We start from the raw sequence: 19,779 nt of genomic DNA, 5'->3' as shown, positions 1-19,779 counted from the left end.
AATAGCATGAAGAAAATCCCATTGGCCATCGTAGGGATGGGGTGCCGGTTACCTGGAGCAGAGAATCTGCAAGAGTACTGGCAACTGATCAGCGAAGGTCGCTCGGCAATCGCCGAGGTACCTCCTGAGCTTCTGGATCAAGAGTTATATTTCGATCCCAAAAAAGGGGTGCGTAACAAGACCTACTCCAAGCTTGCCGCCCTTGTCAAAAGCAAGGAGTTTCGTCACGATCTCTGCCCGATCTCGCAAGAGCTGGTTGACGCCGTGGATCACTGTCACCTTTTGATGTGCCAAACCGCGCATCAAGCGTTGACAAACGGTGGCTTTGATCCGTTCAACTTACCAACTCGAAATGTCGCGGTTTACATTGGGCACGCTCAAGGAAGTGAACGGGCCGGGAACAACACGTATGGAACGATGATCGTTGAAGCAGCGCAATTTCTGCGTGAAGTGGATGAGTTTCAAACGCTGGCCCCAGCGATGCAAAACGCGATCATCAAAGAGTTGATTGCAGACGTTCAAACGCGGATGCCTGTGGTTTCGGACAAGACCCATTGTATCTCGGGTCATATGATCGCTGGGACGATCAGTAAGGGATTTGGGCTCACCGGCCCATTCTTGGCACTTAACTCAGCATGCGCATCCTCGCTACAGGCAATCATGATGGGGGCTCGGGCGATACAGTCCGGCCAAGTGGAAATGGCGATTGTCGGGGGGGCCTCGGATTGTAAAACCGATTCATTGGTGCTCTTCTCGGCGGCGCAGGCGATGAGTTCCACGGGAAGTCGTCCGTTCGACGTCGGCGCCGACGGATTGATCATGGGCGAAGGTTACGTCTGTATGGTCCTGAAAGCGCTCGAACGAGCGATCGCCGATGGCGACAACATTCAAGGGGTCATTTCCGGCATGGGAGTGGCCTCAGACGGTAAGGGCAAAAGTCTTTGGGCGCCTCGTAAAGAGGGGCAACTGAAGGCGATGCAACGCGCATACGAAAATGGTTTGGATCGAAGCAAACTTCAGTATATCGAAGCGCATTCGACCGCCACACAGCTTGGTGATGCCACCGAGATCAGCTCGATCAGCGAATTCCTAGCGGGAGCATTCGCCGACGGACACAAAATTCCTGTGACAAGCGTCAAGGCGAATATTGGTCACACCCTTGAAGCGGCTGGAATGTCAGGCGTGATCAAGTCGGTGCTTTGTATGCAACACGGAATCATCCCGCCAGCCATTAACATTCAAGAATTGAACCCCAAGATCGATTGGCAGAAGGCGCCGGTATACGTCCCCCAACAGCCCGAGGCGTGGCCAACGCAAGCGGATGGTTCGCCACGCCGTGCCGGTGTGAATGCTTTCGGAATCGGGGGACTGAACATGCACGTCGTTGTGGATGAGTACGTGCCCAAAGCTGCCCAACTCGCATTAGCATCCGCGCCACGACTTGGCGCTAGTGGTATTCCAACGACGGTGACTCCCGGAAGCGACGAGGCGAGTCTCGCGATCATCGGCATGGGATGTGTTGAACCAGGCGCGTTGAATCATCACGAGTTCTGGAAAATGCTCAACGAAGGGACCGACCCGAAATGCAAGGCCCCCAAGGAACGCTTGCCGCATGAGCTCTATGTTTTGAACGATGGTTTCAAACCCCACCACACGCCGACCACGTTTGGGGGCTTCATCACGAATTTCGAATACGATTGGCGGCGACACAAGGTTCCGCCCAAGCAAGTGCAACAGGCCGACCCGCTGCAATTCATGCTGTTGACTGCGGCGGACGAAGCGATCACCGACAGCGGCTACAACGAAAAACCGTTCGATCGTACCCGAACGGGTGTAATCATGGGAACAGAATTCGGTGGTGATTTTAGCTCTCAGCTACAATTGGCTCTGCGGATTCCTGAGATTCAACGGATCGTTCGGCGTTCGCTGGCCGCGCGTGAAATCCCCGCAGATCAAATCGCGGTGGTCGAGAAGAAGTTCGCTGAGGTGTTGCTCGGCCACTGGCCCGCCCTGATCGACGAGAGCGGTAGTTTTAGTACCAGTTCATTGGCATCACGGATCACCAAGACATGGGATTTAATGGGAGGCGCGGTCACGATCGATTGTGGCAGCGCTGCGCCGCTGGCCGCATTGAACTTGGCCTCCGACATGCTGCTCGCCGGCGACACCGACATGATGATTCTGTGTGCCGGACAGCGAAGTATGGGTGCGACCGCTTACGAGATGTTTGCAGCAAGCGGAATGTTAGATACTTCTTCGAATCCACGAGCCCCCTTTGACCGCGACTTTGCTGGGATTGTACCCGGCGAAGGGGTCGCGGTTGTGATCCTGAAGCGTCTTAAAGATGCTCGTCGCGATGGTGACAAAATTCATTCGATCATTCGCGGCACTGCCGCGGCTCATCAAGACGATTGGGGTGACGCGCTGAAGTTGGCGATTTCACGCTCATGTGAAGTGGCGAAAGTCAAACCAGATGATATTGCAATCTGGGAATCGGTCGGGTCGGGGCAGCGTGAGTCCGACGAATCGCTAGCCGCTGCCTTCATTGCATCGCAAACCCTCAATCGTGAAAAGCCGGCGCTAATCGGTTCCGTGTCGAGCCAATTCGGGCACAACGCGGGCGGTGTTGCGATGGCTTCATTGATCAAGGCATCCTTGTCGCTCGAATCGGGCGAAATGCCTGGGACCACAGGATTGAATACTCCGATGCCGATCTTTGAGGATACCCCATCACTCGCGCAGTTGACGCCAACACGAATCGCCATCGAACACCAAACACCCGACGGTCGGCGTTTGGGGATGGTTAGCAGCGTCGTAAAAAAATTGGCTTATAACGTCATTTTAGAACGCGGAACAAAATTGCCAGTGCGTCCGGCAGCCGCTTTGCAACCTTCCACACATACTTCCACACCCGCCATGCCTCAACGTGCGACTTCTCCCATGACTGCCGCTGCAGCGAACACGGTGCCATCCGTACCCACCACCAAAGCAGCTACTTCCACATGGAAACTGTGTCGCTGTGGCGGTGTGAACCTAGCGGAGCTCAAGACCAAGTTGGGGCTTCTGTCGAACGACCCTCGGGGATGGTTCACCCTTGCCGATCGTCCGTTCGACCCAGAGCAAAAGTATCGCTTGGCAATCGTTGCCGATTCGCCGGAAACACTTGAGAAGAAAGCTCAGTTGGCGATCAATCAGATCGACAATCCCGCATCGCACGGTTTGATGGATCAACAAGGGGTCTATTTCCGCAAGCGAAGCAGTACCAAACCTCGTATCGCGTTTCTGTTCCCCGGCCAGGGTTCACAGTATCTCGGAATGCTACGCGATTTGGTTTCGACTTCGCCGTGTGCCGATGTAGCGATGAAGAGCATGGATGGGGTGCTCAAGCGTCATGGGTATCAAACGTTTGCTGAGATGGCTTGGCAAGAGAACCCGCTGCTTGGCACCGACGTTTGGACGACGCAACTGGCGATTCTCGTGGCGGATGCGATTGTGCTCAGTGCGATGACCGAAATCGGTATTATACCAGATGTGGTGGCAGGCCATAGCTATGGTGAATTCACAGCGCTGCTAGGCGCCGAGGCCTGGACGTTCGAACAAGTGCTGGCGGTTACACGCGAACGTTGCAACGGAATTGATGCTTGTACGACAAGCAAAGGCACGATGCTGGCGACGAATGCTCCGGCCAGTATCGTGGAGCCATTGACGGCTCAGCCGCAAGTGGCCGGTCAAGTCTTCATCGCCAACGTTAACGCACCCAATCAAACCGTTGTCGGCGGACGTACCGAAATCTTGCCGATGTTTTTAGAATTGGTGAAGCAGCAAGGTTTCCAAGGCAAAATTATCCCGGTTCCTTCTCCGTTCCATACGCCGCTGATGCGAGATGCTGCAGGGCCCTTGGTTGCAGCGCTTAACGCCGCCGACATCCGACCGCCACGCGTTCCGACACTGAGTGCGGTGACAACCGCCTACGTCGCGGACCCACACCACATCCGCCAAAATTTGGTAGATCATTTGATGTCACCCATTCGCTACATGGAGGTCGTGCAGCGACTGGTCAGCGACGAGCCGACGGTATTGGTCGAAGTCGGACCGCAGCAAACTTTGACACGTCTACACCAAAAAATCTTGGAAGGTCAACCGAACATCTCAGTGGCAACGGACCATCCAAAGCGATCGGCTCAAGAAAGCTTGCTCGGTGCAAAGGCATTCTTGGAATGTGTTGGCGCACTGAAGCCAAAGATGTCTGCAGAGACCCAACGACAAACAACCGTACGCCCCGCAGCCTCTTCTGGTGCGGGGGAAATCATGCATTTCGATGCGACGGAGCTTCGCCGCGCCAAGATGCGTCAAGCGGCCACAGGTAAGAAACCTGCGGCTCCCACACCGATTCCTCCCAATGTAGAGCGGGAATCAAGCGTCGCGCAGACGTCAACACCTACAGCGGTTGTTCCTCCTGCTCCTGTTGCCCATCCGGTTTCCGTCGTCAAACCGGCACCTGTCGTCAAACCGGCACCTGTTGCTGCACCAGCCCCTGTGGCGATCCGTCCGCAGCCAGTCGTTGCAGCTCTGCCCCCAACGACCCTGCCCCCAACGACCCTGCCCCCAACGACCCTGCCCCCAACGGCTCCAGTTCCCCCGACTCCGGTTGCTGCGACCCCACAGCCCAACACCAGCGGATCCAACACAGCGGACCTTGAAAAGTTCATGGTCAACTTTGTCGTCGAGCAAACCGGTTATCCACCCGAAGTGGTTGAACTCGATGCTGACTTAGAAGCCGATCTTGGAATCGACTCGATCAAGAAGGCCCAGCTCTTCGGTGAACTGCAAGAATACTTTGATGTCGAGACGAGCGAGGACTTAACGCTCGATCAGTTCCCGACGCTTCGTCACATCGTCCGGTTCTTGGACCAGGCGACTTCAGAAACCAGCTCCCAGACGTCTCCAACGGGCACATCCCCGCTTCCTCCACCAGGACCGCCACCCGAGATGGCAACGGCGTCCAATGGCAAGGAGGAAGCTAGCCTCCCCCCGTCACATGGCCTGAACGCGTATGATTCCGTCGAGCGTTCAGGCCAATTCCAGACAGCAAGCAACTGTACATTAACCACGTCGCTTTGTGGAAATGGTTTTGTGTCTGGCGCTGCCAGCGTGGCATCGCCAAGTCGTGCTGCGGTACTTCGACGTGCCTTGCGACGATTTGCGGATTGCGCCGAAGATCGCATGAGTGCTGACCGCCGCAATGTCAAGCGAATCCCGCCGGGGCTTGCGCCCGAGGTACTTGCGGAATTGCAAGCGAGTGCATCCGAGGCTTCCGTTCCCATCGAAAATATCTGGGCATTGGCTGAGACATTGGCGTCGGACTTGTCCACGGCCGAAGCGCAAGCCGCATTTGCCACAACAGAAAGTCCGTTTGGAGACGCGGCACACGTGATCGCAATTCGGCTGCCCCTATCCGGAGGAATCGCCGCGGCAGTGGAACCGTTGATTGATATTTATCATCCTGCATCGGGTCTCGCCTACGCTGCTGCCCGCATCGCTAGCTTGCCAGGTAGTGTTATGGGAATCAATGCCAAGGGAATCAGTGTCTCGTTGGCATCAGCTGCGAATGGTTCGCTGAGTCAGCAATTAGCGCTGCGGATGATCGTCCCCAAAGTGTTGGAAGCCGCTACCGATTTACAGGGAGCGGTGGATGTGTTGGATTCGCATGCGTCGCGAGGCCCCTTTACGTCTTGGGTGGCCTGTCTTCAAGACGGCAGGGTGTACCGAGTCGATTGTGATGGAACATCGCTAAGCGTAGTATCCGAATCAGATGCGAACGTGACGTCCCAAAAGAAGGCAACGCTGGCGAACGAATCAGCCTCGCATCTGCGTTTCTGGATCCAGCCATCGAACATGACATTTGTTGTCGATGGCGGTAGCGACCGGCGTTTTGACACACCGGCACAATCAACGTTTGACCTCAAACCGCTTTTAGGCGGGGTGTCCTCAAACGGCTCGTTGATATCCCCACGGAATGCAACTACGGGTGAACCCGTCAAGCTTTACGATCCGCTTTGTCGACGGTACCGTTTGGAGCCAATGGAGTTGCCTCTTGCCGCCGACACGCCCGAGATGTTCACGATCCACGGCGCTGCGTTGATCTTGGGGGACAACCCTGCCGCGGCAGCTTTAGAAACCCGACTGCGAACGGCGGGGGTGGCGGTCAATCGGATCACGGTTGGATCCGATCTGGACTCGTTGCTTTCGCAACTCGACACTCTTTGGCAGTCGCAGCCGATCGCCCATCTGTTTTTGATGTCGGGTCGTGATGAGGCACTCGGGGATCTGCTTGACCCCAACGAATTTCAACGACGACGATTCCATTGTGTCACTGCACCGTATTTTTTCGCCCAGCGATGGATCCAGCTGTTGATGGCATCGAAGCTGCACGATCATGGCTCGCTTGTCGCGACGACGAGTCTAGGTGGAGACTTTGGCTTTGCTGGTCATTTCGATCAGCCCGAAGGTGGTGCGATCACGGCTTTGATGAAATGTTTATGCATCGAGTACTTTTATGTTCAATCAAAGAAGAACTTCATCGTAAAGGCGATCGATGCTCGCGCCGACGAAGCCCCAGAAATACTTGCAAAAAACATTTGCCGCGAAATCGCCAGCAGGACTGAGCCTTACGAAATCGCCTATCAAGGCGATCGACGGTATTTTCCTTACGCGGCATCCGAGACGGCGTCCGACGAACCACAAACCGCAATCACGAAAGGTGCTACCTGGATTATCACAGGCGGGGCAAGAGGCATTACGGCTGCCTGTGCATTGGAGCTTGCCAAACGCTACCACTTGAAACTGCATCTGCTTGGCAGCTCCGAATTGCCCGTTCGAAACCCTGCCTGGCGAGACTTGGGGGAATCGGAGCGTGACGCACTAAAGACGCAAGTGATGCGGCAAGCACGCGATGCGGGTGAAAACGCGCCAGCAAAATGGGCAACTGTCGAAAAGTCGATTCAAATCGACCAAGCCCTTTCGAGCTACGAACAGGAGAACATCAACTTCGTTTACCATAGCTGTGACGTTTCCGATTTCGAATCCGTACAGCGGGTAGTCGATCACATTCGGAAAACCGATGGCAGAATTGAGGGGGTGTTACATGGTGCCGGCGTCGATCGCGCATGTCGTTTTGATGCAAAGCAAAGAGAGTCGGTTGAGGCGACGATTGGCAGTAAAGTTGACGGCGCATATTACTTGATGACATTATTGGCAGACGATCCGCCATCCCATTTCGTAGGTCTCGGTTCCGTGACCGGTCGCTTTGGTGGCAATGGACAAACCGATTACGGCGTCGCAAACGACTGGCTCTGCAAACTTGCAACATGGTATCGCCGAGTACGTCCAAGTTGTAATGCGATCGGCTTCCACTTTCACCCTTGGGACGATGTCGGCATGGCGGCTCTTCCTGAAGTGAAGCTGCAGTTAAGAAAGTTGGGTGGCCCCGTTTTGATGCCGAAGAAAGAAGGTGTTCTGCATCTGGTGCGTGAGCTTCACACCCAAACTCCAAGGACGGAAGTCCTGATTACATCTTCAGAGTACCGTGATCGGTATTATGGCACGGAAAAACCTCAAACGAAAACCGCGACTTCCATCATCGAAGACAAACCGAGCGTCTCTGTCAAACCGCTCAAGCCAGAGGTTGACTGCATCGCGCAAAGGTGGGTTTCGGTTGCAACCGAGAAACCGTTGACGGCGATCCCAGCCGAGGGAATTTCGCTTCCTGGCGGCGCCTTGATTGTTGGTGATAACGCGGTCGGTCAGGCACTTGCACAGAAACTACATTCGCTCGGCGTTCCCGCGTCGCTCCTCTCGGTCAGCGATGATCCTGATGAGACCGTTGCGCGGCTGGAAGCTTTCTGGAGTTCGTACCCAGCACGACATCTATTTGTTGCAACTTCCTGGGACGCCGACGCCGACAAGCTAGACGATCCGGCAAGTTGCGTCGAGCGAACGACTCGCGGAATCTTGTGCCCTGCCTACGTCATCCATCGCTGGCTCGGTTTGGTACAATCCGCGGACGAAGCATCACCGCCATCGTTGGTTGCCATTACTCGACTCGGTGGGGATTTCGGTTTTGGTGAGGATGGCATGGAAGTCCCCGAGGGCGGAGCACTAGCGGGACTGCTCAAGGCCATCTATCTCGAAGGATCACGTCGTCCTTCCGACAAGCCATTGATTAAAGCAATTGACTTTGCGACCAATGAGAATGCTGGAACGATCGCAGCGCAAGTTGTTTCGGAGCTGGCCTCAGGAGATACGGAAGTCGAAGTGGGGTACAAACGAAACAAACGCTGTGTTGTTCGGTCCAAACAAAAGCCAAGTGATGGTCTTCCCGAACATGAACCACGCCGTGGAGGTGTTTGGGTTGTATCGGGCGGCGCTCGTGGCATCACCTGTGCATCAGCACTGCATCTGGCAAAACGTTACCAATTGAAACTGCACTTGTTCGGTACCGCACCTGCACCGGAAGAGACCCCACCGTGGCGTTCGATGACACCAGAGCAATTGAAACAGTACAAATCGACCGTTGTTCGGCAAGCGGCTCGCGAAGGCAGATCAGTCAATGATGCCTGGACACCGATCCGCAAAGACATCGAGATCTTCGATTCGCTGAAGGTTTACCGCGACAGCGGCATTGAGACACATTACCACCAATGCGATATGGGCAAGTGGCGTGAGGTTGAGCAGACTCTCGAAGAGGTCCGTCAAATGAGCGGCCCAATCGAAGGGATTTTGCATGGTGCAGGATTGACCAAGCCGGTCAAATCCAATGTGCTCGATGTGACGGTAACGCCACGAGTCTTTGGCCCAAAATCGGATGGGACCCTGGCATTGATGCTGCATACGATGTCCGATCCAGTTAAGCACTTCATCGGGTTTGGATCGATCAGTGGCCGATTCGGCGGCATTGGGATGAGCGACTACGCCGCAGCGAACGATTTGATGGCAAAATTGTTCAAGTGGTATCGCGGCAAACGCTCTGACTGCCAAGCGTCCGTCATTCATTGGCAATCGTGGGACGATACCGGAATGGCCGTCCAACACGATGCCGCGATTGGTGCGAAATCCACACTTGGAATGGAGTATATGCGGGCCGCGGAAGGGGTTTTCCACTTGGAAAAAGAAATTCGGCTCGGGCTGCCTCACGCCGAGGTGATCGTCTTTGATGGACACTTTGAAAAGATCTTTTACCCGCATCATGAGCAGTACCTCGCTTCATCGGCAACATCACAATCCAAGCGACCGTTGATCGAGTCTATTGCCGCGGACACCGATACATCCGGTTGGACCGCCGAGGTTCATTTCGATCCGACTCGAGATGTTTTTTTGAAACAACACCTGTTGCGTGGTAAACCTTTCCTACCTGGCGTGGCAGGATTGGAAGTTTTGGCCCAGGCGGCATCGCTTGCGATGCCAAACAAAACGCTCGTTCGTCTAAATGATGTGTCAATCATCAATGGGTTGTTGTTCCACGACGGCATGACGCCGATGCAAGCACGTGTGAGTATTGCGTCTACTGAAACAGGTGTGCAGTGTACGCTAAGTACCGAATTGAAAAATCGCAAAGGAATCGTGGTTGACCCCAAACGTGTCTGTTCTCAAGCGAGTTTCGAATTCGGCGATGCGTCAGCGGTGATCAACGAACCCTATCCGGGCGAACCTCCGATGGGCTGGAGTCAGCACGATTATCCTGATGACGGGCTGTTATACCATGGCGAAGCGCTTCGCTCGATGAAGCAGTGTGGTTTCGATCGTGAGGGTGGATACGGACTCATCGTCGCACCGAAATTGGAAGAATTGGCCGAGGGGCGATCAGCGACCGGATGGATCTATCCTGTTTCGGTGCTTGATGCATGCGTCGTTGGTTGTGGCAGTTATTGCTGGGTATTGTTCGGTGGGCGTCTCGAAGTCCCTCACGGATTCGATTCCCTAACGATGGTGCGACAACCGCTTGAAGGAGAAACGATGCTACTTAGGCTGCATTATCTTGGTACAGAAGGACGTCATTCGCGATTCAACTTTACACTTTTTGGTGAAGACCAAACGCCCATCCTGCAAGCGTTAGGCTACCGAACGATTCTCGTGGGTGGAGCATGAACGCGAGCGACATCCTCGTTGAAACTCCGCGTCCGCCAGTGAGTGCTCATCACGCGGCGAAGGGGGTGCTGCGCGGCGAGATACCGGGTGACCCGACCAACTGGCTCAGTGAGCGCGAGCGTGACGCATTGGCGGGGCTTCGCGACGGAACGCGTCGCGACGATTGGTTGCTCGGTCGTTGGATGGCGAAAAAGGTCTATATTGTCGTGGCGTCAAGGTTGTCGAACCGACTTTTCCCCACTCCCCGACTAACACATATTGAAGTTTTGCCAGATTTCGTCAACTCGCTCCCGTCACGACCTCGACTCGTTGTCAATGGTGTCGAATCAGAGTTTGGCATTTCAATTTCGCACTCTGATCGCCGCGTTCTCGCTGCAATCGCCGATCGATCGTTGGTTCGCATTGGCGTCGATCTCGTTGACGGACGATCGGTCAACGACGGATTCCTAAAGCTCTGGTTCACCGCCCAAGAGCAAGACTTTTTGAGCACACAGCGTTATTTTGCCATGCGGTTCTGGGGGGCGAAGGAATCGAGCTACAAGGCATTGCAGCTGGGCGAGCGATTCGTTCCGTCCGCGTTGGAAGTCCGCGTAATCGACGATGATGTCTGGCAATGCCACTATGCAAATCAAAACACCTCATGTCAGGTTGAACTGACCCCTGTTGGAAGAGACTCATGGGCCGTCGTCGCAACAGCGTTGCCGACGAAGTCACCTCATTGAATTTGAAACACTCCCTAGCCTTTCACCCGCTCCGAAGCGAGACGTTCTGATGATCGATTTAACTGGAAAAGTAGCCCTTGTGACTGGCGGTTCTCGCGGTATCGGACATGCCTGCGCTGTACGTTTGGCCGAAGCAGGTGCCGATATTGTGCTGAACTATGTCACCAGCCAAACGGCGGCGAATGAAGTGGCCCTGAAAATTCGCCAGCTCGGTAGACGCGTCGCCGTGGTAAAGGCGGACGTCAGTGAACCCGATGACGCTACGAGCATGTGCGAATTCATCGATCAACAATGGGGCAAGCTTGACATACTTGTTAACAATGCTGCGACAGGCGGTTTTCGGCCACTGCTTTCAACGCAGCCAAAGCACTTTGTAACAACAATGAAGACCAATGTGATGGCTCTGATCAATTTGATGCAAGCAGCTGTCAAGCTACTCGAAAAATCAGAGGGACGTGCGAAAGTCGTTTGTCTATCGAGTCATGGCGCCTACATGGCACTGCCGATGTATGGTGCCGTCGGTGGTAGCAAGGCGGCCTTGGAGAGCTATGCGAGGCATTTTGCGCAGGAGCTTGGTGGTCGAGGCATCAATGTGAACATTCTGAGAGCTGGTTTGGTGGAAACCGATTCGACTCGCAAAATGCCGTTTAGCGACATCATGTTTGCCGGTCGCGGGACACGAAGCATGACCGGCGATCGATTCTTGACCGCGGATGATGTAGCGGATTCTGTCCTGTTTCTCTCGAGTCCCCTCAGTGATTTGGTACAAGGCGAAACGCTGACTGTTGATTGTGGTACAGCGGCACACGCGTAGGTCAGACGGCAATCTGAGGTGGTGTAGGTTTGCCCCGATAGAACCTCTTTGAGTTTTTTGTTTTGCGTATTACCTCGATCGTCTGAAAAAAGGCGAATGACGTTCGGATACAGAGGGTTTCCGGCTCAGCCGCCGCAACGAGTGCCTATCTTCACACGTTTGCCCGGGACGAGTTGCCTTGCCGTCCAATCAAGTAGATTTAGGTAATCGACAAGCTGCATTGCCAAGAAACCCTTGTCACTCGGGCGTTTGCTTTGCTCCAACGTTTCCGCCATCGCGGCTCGAATCAGATTTAAGTCGACGTAGGCAGCACACGCCAGAAGCGAGGCTTCATCGACCAGCCGAGTTGCCCGGAATCGATCTTGGAAAAATCGGTCCGATTCCTGCGTTTCACGATTTGCTCGCATTGCAACTCGTTGCTACAATCGCTGCATCCACCAACTCAAACGACATAGCCGTTCGCGGATTTCTTGGCATTTCATCGGACAACCCGCGATCGATTTGAGCTCTGGCTCGCTTGGCGGCAAAGGCGATCCGTCTGGTTTGCGGGGATGGGGGCAAAACATCAACCAGCGCCGAGCCGACTTCTCATCACTCCAGGTCGCGACGACATCCGGCCGCGATCTGAGAATCACGTGTAAATGTTTCGACCGTATCGCGAACGCTAGCCAATCCATGCTGAACGCTTGCGAAAACCGTTTCAGGTACTCTTCGATCCAAACTTATCGGTGATCGAAGTTTTTGCCAGACACATGGTCATTTCCCATCAGGAAACATCGCCGGCAGGTCCGTTTGTAGAGATGGACGATCGCACCTGATAGCTTCTACCAAACACTAAACTTTGGGCGTTTGGACTTCGCAATGGATCTCCGATCCATTATTGCGAAGTCCAAGCGGCCCCCCAAAGTTTCAGCAATTATCATTGAACACGGTAGCCAGCAGGACGTTACCTTGGGGCGTCAAATCGGAGAGTCAAACGGCACATCACGAATCAAGCAGCTCACCATCGAACCAAGACTTTCCAGGAAGAGTTCCGCGAACGTTGCAACCGCCAGAAAATCTGGCCAGGAAATCCAGCCAGGGATTCGAGGTTGACGGACGCCTCCTTTAGGATTGGACACGACTCATGCTTTACAAGCATTGATCGCGTTGATGACGCCTGATTCTTGAATGTCTCCGAGTAACAACACCGACCCGATCCGTTCGGGCAGGACAAAGCGAAGGTTACCATGAGACACTTTCTTGTCCCGCCTCATCACGGGAAGCATCGCTTGGGGATCGGCTGCGGCGAAGGTTGTTGGCAATCCACACGCTTTGAGTAATTTGGTTTGCCGGTCAAGGAGGTCAGGTTCGCAGAGTTTCAATTCGATTGCCAAGGATGCTGCCATCTGCATCCCAATCGCGACCGCTTCGCCGTGCAAAACATTACCGTAGCCAGCGGTTGCTTCGATCGCATGTGCGAACGTGTGTCCGTAGTTGAGGATTGCCCGTCGTCCAGTCGTCTCTCGCTCATCCTCCCCCACCACGCTTGCTTTCGATTGACAGCTTTTGGCGACGGCGTAGCGAACCGCATCGTCATCGCGATCGGCCAAAGCGGACGCATTGTTTTCTAGCCAATGGAAAAATTCGGCATCGTCGATCACACCATACTTGACGACTTCCCCCAAGCCACTGCGAAAATCACGATCGGGAAGTGTCGAGAGGATTGCCGTATCGATACACACCAATGACGGTTGCCAAAAGGCCCCGACCATATTCTTTGCTGTCGGCAAATTGATTCCCGTTTTTCCACCAACACTGCTGTCAACCATTGCCAACAGCGTCGTAGGGACTTGGACAAACCGAATACCGCGAGTGAATGTGGCAGCGGCAAAGCCAGCCAAATCGCCGATCACGCCGCCGCCAATCGCGATCACCACACTGCGACGATCACAGGAACTTTCCAGCATCCATTGCCACAATTTGTCTAGTTGTTCGAACGACTTGCTCGTTTCGCCCGAGGGAATGGAGATCAAATTAACGCGAACCTCATCGCCTGAGTCGGTCTTCGCCTTGGCAATGCTGCTGGCGATTGGCATCGCCCAACGCGTTTCAACCGCTTCGTCGGAAATCACCATTGCATGCGACATATCCCCCAATGCAGAAAGAATGGATTGGCAAAATTCTCCAATCGAATCGGTTCCAATTTCAATTCGATAGCTGCGATTATCGAGAGAGACTTCAACAAGAGAGGAATCAGGGGTTTGCGAACCGGATAGCATGGATAAACTCAATTCGTTATCAATAGTCAAGCAAAATCGTGCGACAGTTTACACCTGTTTTTCCACCAGCGGAACTCACCTCTCTATTTAATCTCAAACCTGCAAACAACCATGGCTACCCACGAAGACAAGTACAACGACCCTCGAGCAACCATTACCGGCCGCGGCATTCTGATCGGAGTCCTTGTTGTCGCACTGGCGATGGTCGGTGCTTATTTTAGTATTACCCAGCGAAAGACTCGATTGGTCGAGACCCGGGCATTTTGGGGGGATGATGTCATTACCGCACTCCAACTAGGCGAACGGGTGGAGGTCGAACGGCTCGATATTGAACCGTCGGAATCAGAGGAGATCTTGAGGACGGTCGAACTGACGGCCATGCCCGGGTTGGGCTTGCTCCGCCATTTGTTGCTCGAATCCGGAAGTTACGATTGGACGACAAGCGCCAAGGAACCGATTGAGTCTCGATGGACGTCGGATCCAGCAAACGGAGGCGGGGATTCACTGCAACCGATTCGTTTGCGGTTCACCGATCCGACGGCGAAACGGTTTGAAACCGTGGAATTCGATATCAACCTCGCAAATGGCTGGATCGGCGATTCCGCACAAACCAAGAGCGTTCGCCTTGACGGGCATCATGCGCCGAAATTGCGAAATTTCTTCAACACCGTCATCCACTCGGAACAAAAACGCTATGATTTTAGAGAGTAGAACCGTGTGTTTCCTCTCGCTAAAAGGCGACCGTATCGATGCCAGTATCTCGACGCGAACGTTTGACCCGAGTCTTGAAGCCGCTCGCTGAGTTGCCTCAGTTTTCGATCGAAGAAGCTAAAGAAACCTGTGAATCCTCTACCCGAACGGTTCACGACACGATCAAGGACCTGGTTCGCGAAGGGTATTTAGAGCACACGGTTGCAGACGAGATTTCACGCTATCGATGGTGTAAAGAGCTTGACTTTGAACCGGAGAAATGGATCGACCAACAAATTCATGGTGTTCAAGTAACTCAGACACCCGAACAAGATCGTCCCCGGGAAAGATTGCTTCGCGACGGTGCAGTCCAGCTTAGCAATGCCGACCTCTTAGCGATCCTAATTCGCGTCGGTGTTCGGGGCGAATCGGCAGTCGTCGGGGGCGGTTTGATCGCCAATCGCTTTGCCGCTCGTTTGCAAGATTTGCCGAAGTGCCACAAAGAGGATTTAAGGGACGTTAGCCGAGCTGTGACCAAGGCAAGTTACGCCCAAATCATGGCTGGCATTGAACTCGGCCGTCGCGTCGCCGAAGCGGAGACGAATAACCGCCTAGCGAAAGCGAAAATCACCAGTAGCCAAGCGGCCATTGAATTTTGTTCACAAGAGTTTGCACGTCTGGCTAGCGACGCGGTACAAGAAGAATTCCACATCGTGTCACTCGATACCAAACACAAACCGATTCGAACCCACCGCATCACGGTCGGCACACTCGACGCTAGCTTGGTTCATCCGCGAGAAGTTTTCCGGCCAGCCATTCGCGATTCGGCTTCCGCGATTCTGTTGGTGCATAACCACCCCAGTGGCGATCCAACACCAAGTCGAGAAGACCATCAAGTGACCGATCAATTGACCGAAGCGGGTAAGCTTTTGGGCATCACGGTTCTCGATCATATCGTCGTCGCCTCCGAACGAAGCCTGAGTATCCGCGAGCAGTAATCGCCGCCTCTCTAGTAGCTCTTTCGTAGCTCCGTCTCTCCGAGAGGGAGACCCTCAGCTTTGCGTTTGCAGAGCTGAGCGACATTGTAGCGAAGCCGCCCTGCGTCGTTCAATAAAAATAACTCACCCCAACGTGGGGTGCTCCAAAGACATCGTTACAAGAACCCTAACTTTCATCGATTTTGTTCCCTACGCCAACGGCGTTAGAGCATTTTGCAGAATGCCGTAGGCTGCGTGTTTCGTGGCTGTGGCTTCTAGCCACAGCGTTCTTCTCAACTGGGGCTGGAAGCCCCAGCCACGTCAAAAATCAAAATGCACTAGCAAATCCCGTTGGCGTAGAATCCCGTTGGCGTAGGGAGGAATACCTGGAACAAAAACGGAGTAGGATGAATTTCAGGATACGGCAGCGTTTGAGCACCTCAGAGCCAGCCGACGCCGCAGTGTCGGCAGTTATTCCATCGGCGGAATAAAATTTGCTGACCCTGGGACCACTAGCTACATTGTAGGTAAAGAGAGACACACTTGTCTATTTTGTTTCAAAAAGATGTCGGCTTGAACGCCGCCAACAAGCTATCGAGACCGACGGGATCAGGCAAAGGCTCCTTATGAATCAAATACCCTCTGGCGAGCCGAACCCGCAAGAAATCGATCTGCCAGAGCAAATCGTCGTCCATCGCTCTCGCCCGAAGAAACCGAGAAAGCTGAAGTCGATTCAGATCACCAAGCCGAACGCTCGGCTCGTTGAGATGTGCGTCGTCCGAAAGGATCGTCAGGGGCATATTCATTTTGCGAACGACCACTTTTGCCAAATGATTGGTCGGTCGAAAGATGACATAGTGGGCAAGACGGACTTCGATCTTTTTCACGACAAGGCCGCTCAAGCATCTGTCGAACTCGACCAAAAGGTCATGGCGAATGGACAAAGCCAGCACGTCATCGAAGCGCATCACTTTGTCGATGGCACATGTCGCTATATCGAGGTACTGAGACGTCCGACCTTCCGTGACGATGGAAACATCAATGGGATCGAAGTGATCTGCTGGGATATCACGGATCAAAAGACGTTGGAATCGAAATGGAAACAATCCGATTTCCTGCTCGACACACTACTAAAAAATGTTCCGGACGCGATCTACTTTAAGGACCAGAAAAGTCGTTTCATTCGAATCAGTAACGCTCTTGCTCGAATCTTCTGCTTGTCAGATCCAGCCGATACAATTGGCACAACGGATGCTGATTTCTTCGGTGACGAACACGCCCGAGGCGCGTTCAATGACGAACGCAAAATCATGGAGACCGGCGAACCATTGATCGCGCAGATCGAACGGGAAAATTACGCGGATCGGGAGGACACATGGTGCTCGACAACCAAGTTGCCGCTCTATGATCCCAATGGAAAAATCATTGGCACGTTTGGCATTTCTCGTGATGTAACCAAAGAGATCCGCGCTGAACAAGAACTCGCTCATGAACGAGACCTGCTCAAAACCATTACAACCAACATCCCCGATCTGATTTATATCAAAGATCGTCATGGCCGATTCGTTACCGGGAATGCGGCCCTGCTCGAACACTTTGGACTGGAATCGGTTGATGAATTGGTTGGAAAGACCGACTACGATTTTCTACCCACCCAAATGGCTTGCAACAGTGTTGCCGATGATCAAATCGTGATGCGTTCGTGCGAACCGATGCTTGCTCAGGAAGAGGCGTCTCAGCGCACCGATGGGACGGAGATCTGGCTTTCCACCACCAAGGTTCCATTGTGCAACGACGAGGGAAACGCCACCGGCATGGTCGGCATTGGCCGCGACATCACTCGTCGTAAACGCGCTGACGAAGAGCTACGTGCAGCGAAGGATGCTGCGGATGCTGCGAACCGAGCCAAGAGCGAATTTCTGGCGAATATGAGCCATGAAATCCGAACGCCGATGAATGGCATCATCGGAATGACCGAGCTTCTCTCTGCGACTTCCCTCAACGACGAGCAACGTGAATTCTTGGGTTTAGTGCAAGAATCGGCTGCGTCTCTGCTGAGACTGCTTAACGACATTTTGGACTTTTCTAAAATGGAAGCCGGACGGATGGAGCTTGAAGAAGTCGAGTTCAATCTTCGTGATTGCATCGGCAAAGCAATCAAACTTTTGACACTCAAAGCCGACGAAAAAGGCTTAGAACTGCTAGGCCGAATCGATCCTTCGATTCCAAATGAATTGATCGGTGATCCAGGCCGGCTGAGACAGATCATTGTCAATTTTGTCGGCAACGCGATCAAATTCACCAATCACGGTGAAGTCGTCGTCGACGTCAATCCACAGGAATTCAACGATGATTCCGTACGGCTTCATGTAACCATTCGCGATACCGGAATTGGAATCCCGATCGAAAAACAGAAGCAGATTTTCGAAAAATTCTCGCAGGCCGACGCCTCGACCACTCGTCAATTTGGTGGCACCGGCTTGGGCTTGACCATTTCCTCTCGCTTGATCGAGTTGATGGATGGTCGCGTTTGGGTTGAAAGTCAACCCGGATTGGGGACGACGTTCCATTTCCAAATCCGCCTAGGCATCGTCGCCGATCAGACTCCACGTCAGCCAACCGAGTTGTCTCGATTGGCCGGCATGCACGTTCTAGTGGTTGACGACAACTCGACCAACCGGCGTATTTTGCAAGAGATTCTGATGCAATGGCATATGCGTCCCGTGTTGGCCGAGGATGGTCGGAGGGGGATCGATATCGTCACCCAAGCCAAGGAGGATCGAGAACCGTTTGGAATGATCTTGCTCGACTACCATATGCCTGAAATGGATGGGATGGAGTTTGCCAAGAAATTGAAGGCGGACTGCGACGGTGCTTACGGGCCGATCATCATTCTGTCGTCTTCGATGAGCGGACTCGATCCGCCGACATTGAAAGAATTGGGTGTCAAACGCTATATGACCAAACCCGTGATTGCGTCGGAACTACTCGAGGCAGTTCTGGGAGTGATGGGCTTTGCCGATGCGAAAGCAACCGTTGAGGCAGAGCCTGAAATGCAACCGCAAACGCCACGCAAAATACTGCTCGTGGAAGACGGAGTGGTCAACCAGCGGGTTGCACGCGGTTTTTTGGATAAGTGGGGGCATCAAGTCTCCATTGCAATCAATGGTCGCGAAGCGGTTGAGAAGGTAAAAGCGGAGTCGTACGATCTGATTTTAATGGATATTCAAATGCCTGAGCTTAACGGCTTCGAAGCGACCGCTCAAATTCGCGAAATGGAAAAAGAGACAAGCCAGCATCGCTATATCGTCGCAATGACTGCCGAGGCGATGAAAGGAGATCGTGAACGATGTATCAATGCAGGCATGGACGACTATGTTTCAAAACCATTCGACTTAAAGGACCTGAGAAGAGTGATCGACGAGAGTGCGAAGTTTGAGCAACATGCCAATCGGCCCAATCGAGAATCAAACAAAATGGTTGAAGAGAATACGGAAGCTGACGAACAACCGACCAAGGACGCCGACAACGGTTTCCAGTGGGAGCAATTGTTAAAGAATTGCGGGGGTGATGAAACACTACTCCTCGGAATCTCCGAAGCATACATTGATGAAGCGATCGATCTGCTCAGCCAAATGCGAAAAGCGATCGAATCCGACGATAGGAAAACGTTATCGCGAACCGCTCACACACTCAAAGGCGCTTCCGGTTACTTTGGCATCGAAGCAATCAACGAGGCCATTGAATTATTTGAATCGGTGATCGGTGCGGGCAATCCAACGAAGATACAAGAAGCGTTTGCGCAAGTGGAGGAACATTGCCTGCGTTTAGTGGATGTGCTTAAAAAACAGCAGGGCTAAGGATTGCGAATTTAAGATGGAACAAAGCAAATCCGGTCGTCCGTGTCGAGACTTCTGAACATACTTCTCAAATGGGGCCCGCGGTTTATCAAAGGGCGGTCGAGTTGATCGATCAATTGATGCAGTTTTTGTTCCCTGTATTCTTCTCGACGCCGTTGAGGTAGGGAACAAAAACGATGCAGGTTAGCGTTCTTGTAACCGCGTCATTTGAACGTCCCAGGCTGGAGCAATAAGAATCAACGACCGACCGTACCGGCGTCTCTCCGAAACGCCGGCTCGATACGACTCTCGAACAGCCTTTGGCATCAGCCA

The 19,779-nt window shown here is 53.5% G+C and carries 9 protein-coding genes; 6 read left to right on the top strand and 3 right to left on the bottom strand.

Features of this window, described 5'->3' with window-relative positions; translation table 11 throughout:
• The first annotated feature begins 6 nt into the window (after nucleotides 1-6).
• Genes Q31b_RS26815 through Q31b_RS26805 form a run of 3 tightly spaced genes read left to right on the top strand, consistent with a single transcriptional unit; the run spans nucleotide 7 to nucleotide 11,679 of the window.
• Nucleotides 7-10,143 (top strand): type I polyketide synthase, encoded by a 10,137-nt coding sequence (locus Q31b_RS26815; RefSeq protein ID WP_197172463.1) that lies wholly within the window; start codon nucleotides 7-9, stop codon nucleotides 10,141-10,143.
• Nucleotides 10,140-10,865, top strand: coding sequence for a 4'-phosphopantetheinyl transferase family protein (locus Q31b_RS26810; protein ID WP_146602751.1), 726 nt, complete (start codon nucleotides 10,140-10,142; stop codon nucleotides 10,863-10,865). Before Q31b_RS26815 ends, Q31b_RS26810 begins: the two co-directional genes overlap by 4 nt.
• A gap of 49 nt (nucleotides 10,866-10,914) precedes the next feature.
• Nucleotides 10,915-11,679: an SDR family oxidoreductase gene (locus Q31b_RS26805; protein WP_146602750.1), complete on the top strand. Its 765-nt coding sequence runs from the start codon at nucleotides 10,915-10,917 to the stop codon at nucleotides 11,677-11,679.
• A gap of 125 nt (nucleotides 11,680-11,804) precedes the next feature.
• Here Q31b_RS26805 and Q31b_RS26800 read toward each other — a convergent pair whose 3' ends face one another.
• From Q31b_RS26800 to aroB, 3 genes are all read right to left on the bottom strand, one after another.
• Nucleotides 11,805-12,086: a hypothetical protein gene (locus Q31b_RS26800; protein ID WP_231617884.1), complete on the bottom strand. Its 282-nt coding sequence runs from the start codon at nucleotides 12,084-12,086 to the stop codon at nucleotides 11,805-11,807.
• Nucleotides 12,087-12,098: 12 nt separating this feature from the next.
• Nucleotides 12,099-12,314: a hypothetical protein gene (locus Q31b_RS29210; protein WP_231617883.1), complete on the bottom strand. Its 216-nt coding sequence runs from the start codon at nucleotides 12,312-12,314 to the stop codon at nucleotides 12,099-12,101.
• A 489-nt stretch (nucleotides 12,315-12,803) separates the two neighbouring features.
• Nucleotides 12,804-13,940 (bottom strand): 3-dehydroquinate synthase, encoded by a 1,137-nt coding sequence (gene aroB / locus Q31b_RS26795; RefSeq protein ID WP_146602749.1) that lies wholly within the window; start codon nucleotides 13,938-13,940, stop codon nucleotides 12,804-12,806.
• A 111-nt stretch (nucleotides 13,941-14,051) separates the two neighbouring features.
• Here aroB and Q31b_RS26790 point away from each other — a divergent pair, with 111 nt between their 5' ends.
• The 3 genes from Q31b_RS26790 (at nucleotide 14,052) to Q31b_RS26780 (ending at nucleotide 19,467) form a co-directional block, all read left to right on the top strand.
• Nucleotides 14,052-14,651, top strand: a complete 600-nt coding sequence (locus tag Q31b_RS26790) for a hypothetical protein (RefSeq protein WP_146602748.1) — start codon at nucleotides 14,052-14,054, stop codon at nucleotides 14,649-14,651.
• Nucleotides 14,652-14,689: 38 nt separating this feature from the next.
• Entirely contained in the window at nucleotides 14,690-15,628 is a 939-nt protein-coding gene (gene radC / locus Q31b_RS26785; protein WP_146602747.1) for a RadC family protein, read from the top strand.
• Nucleotides 15,629-16,233: 605 nt separating this feature from the next.
• Nucleotides 16,234-19,467 (top strand): PAS domain-containing protein, encoded by a 3,234-nt coding sequence (locus tag Q31b_RS26780; protein WP_231617882.1) that lies wholly within the window; start codon nucleotides 16,234-16,236, stop codon nucleotides 19,465-19,467.
• Nucleotides 19,468-19,779 lie beyond the last annotated feature (312 nt).

It is taken from the genome of Novipirellula aureliae, assembly GCF_007860185.1.
Taxonomy (GTDB): Bacteria; Planctomycetota; Planctomycetia; order Pirellulales; family Pirellulaceae; genus Novipirellula_A; species Novipirellula_A aureliae.
Note: the sequence above shows the minus strand (reverse complement) of the source record. Positions and strands in the feature narration are given on the sequence as shown.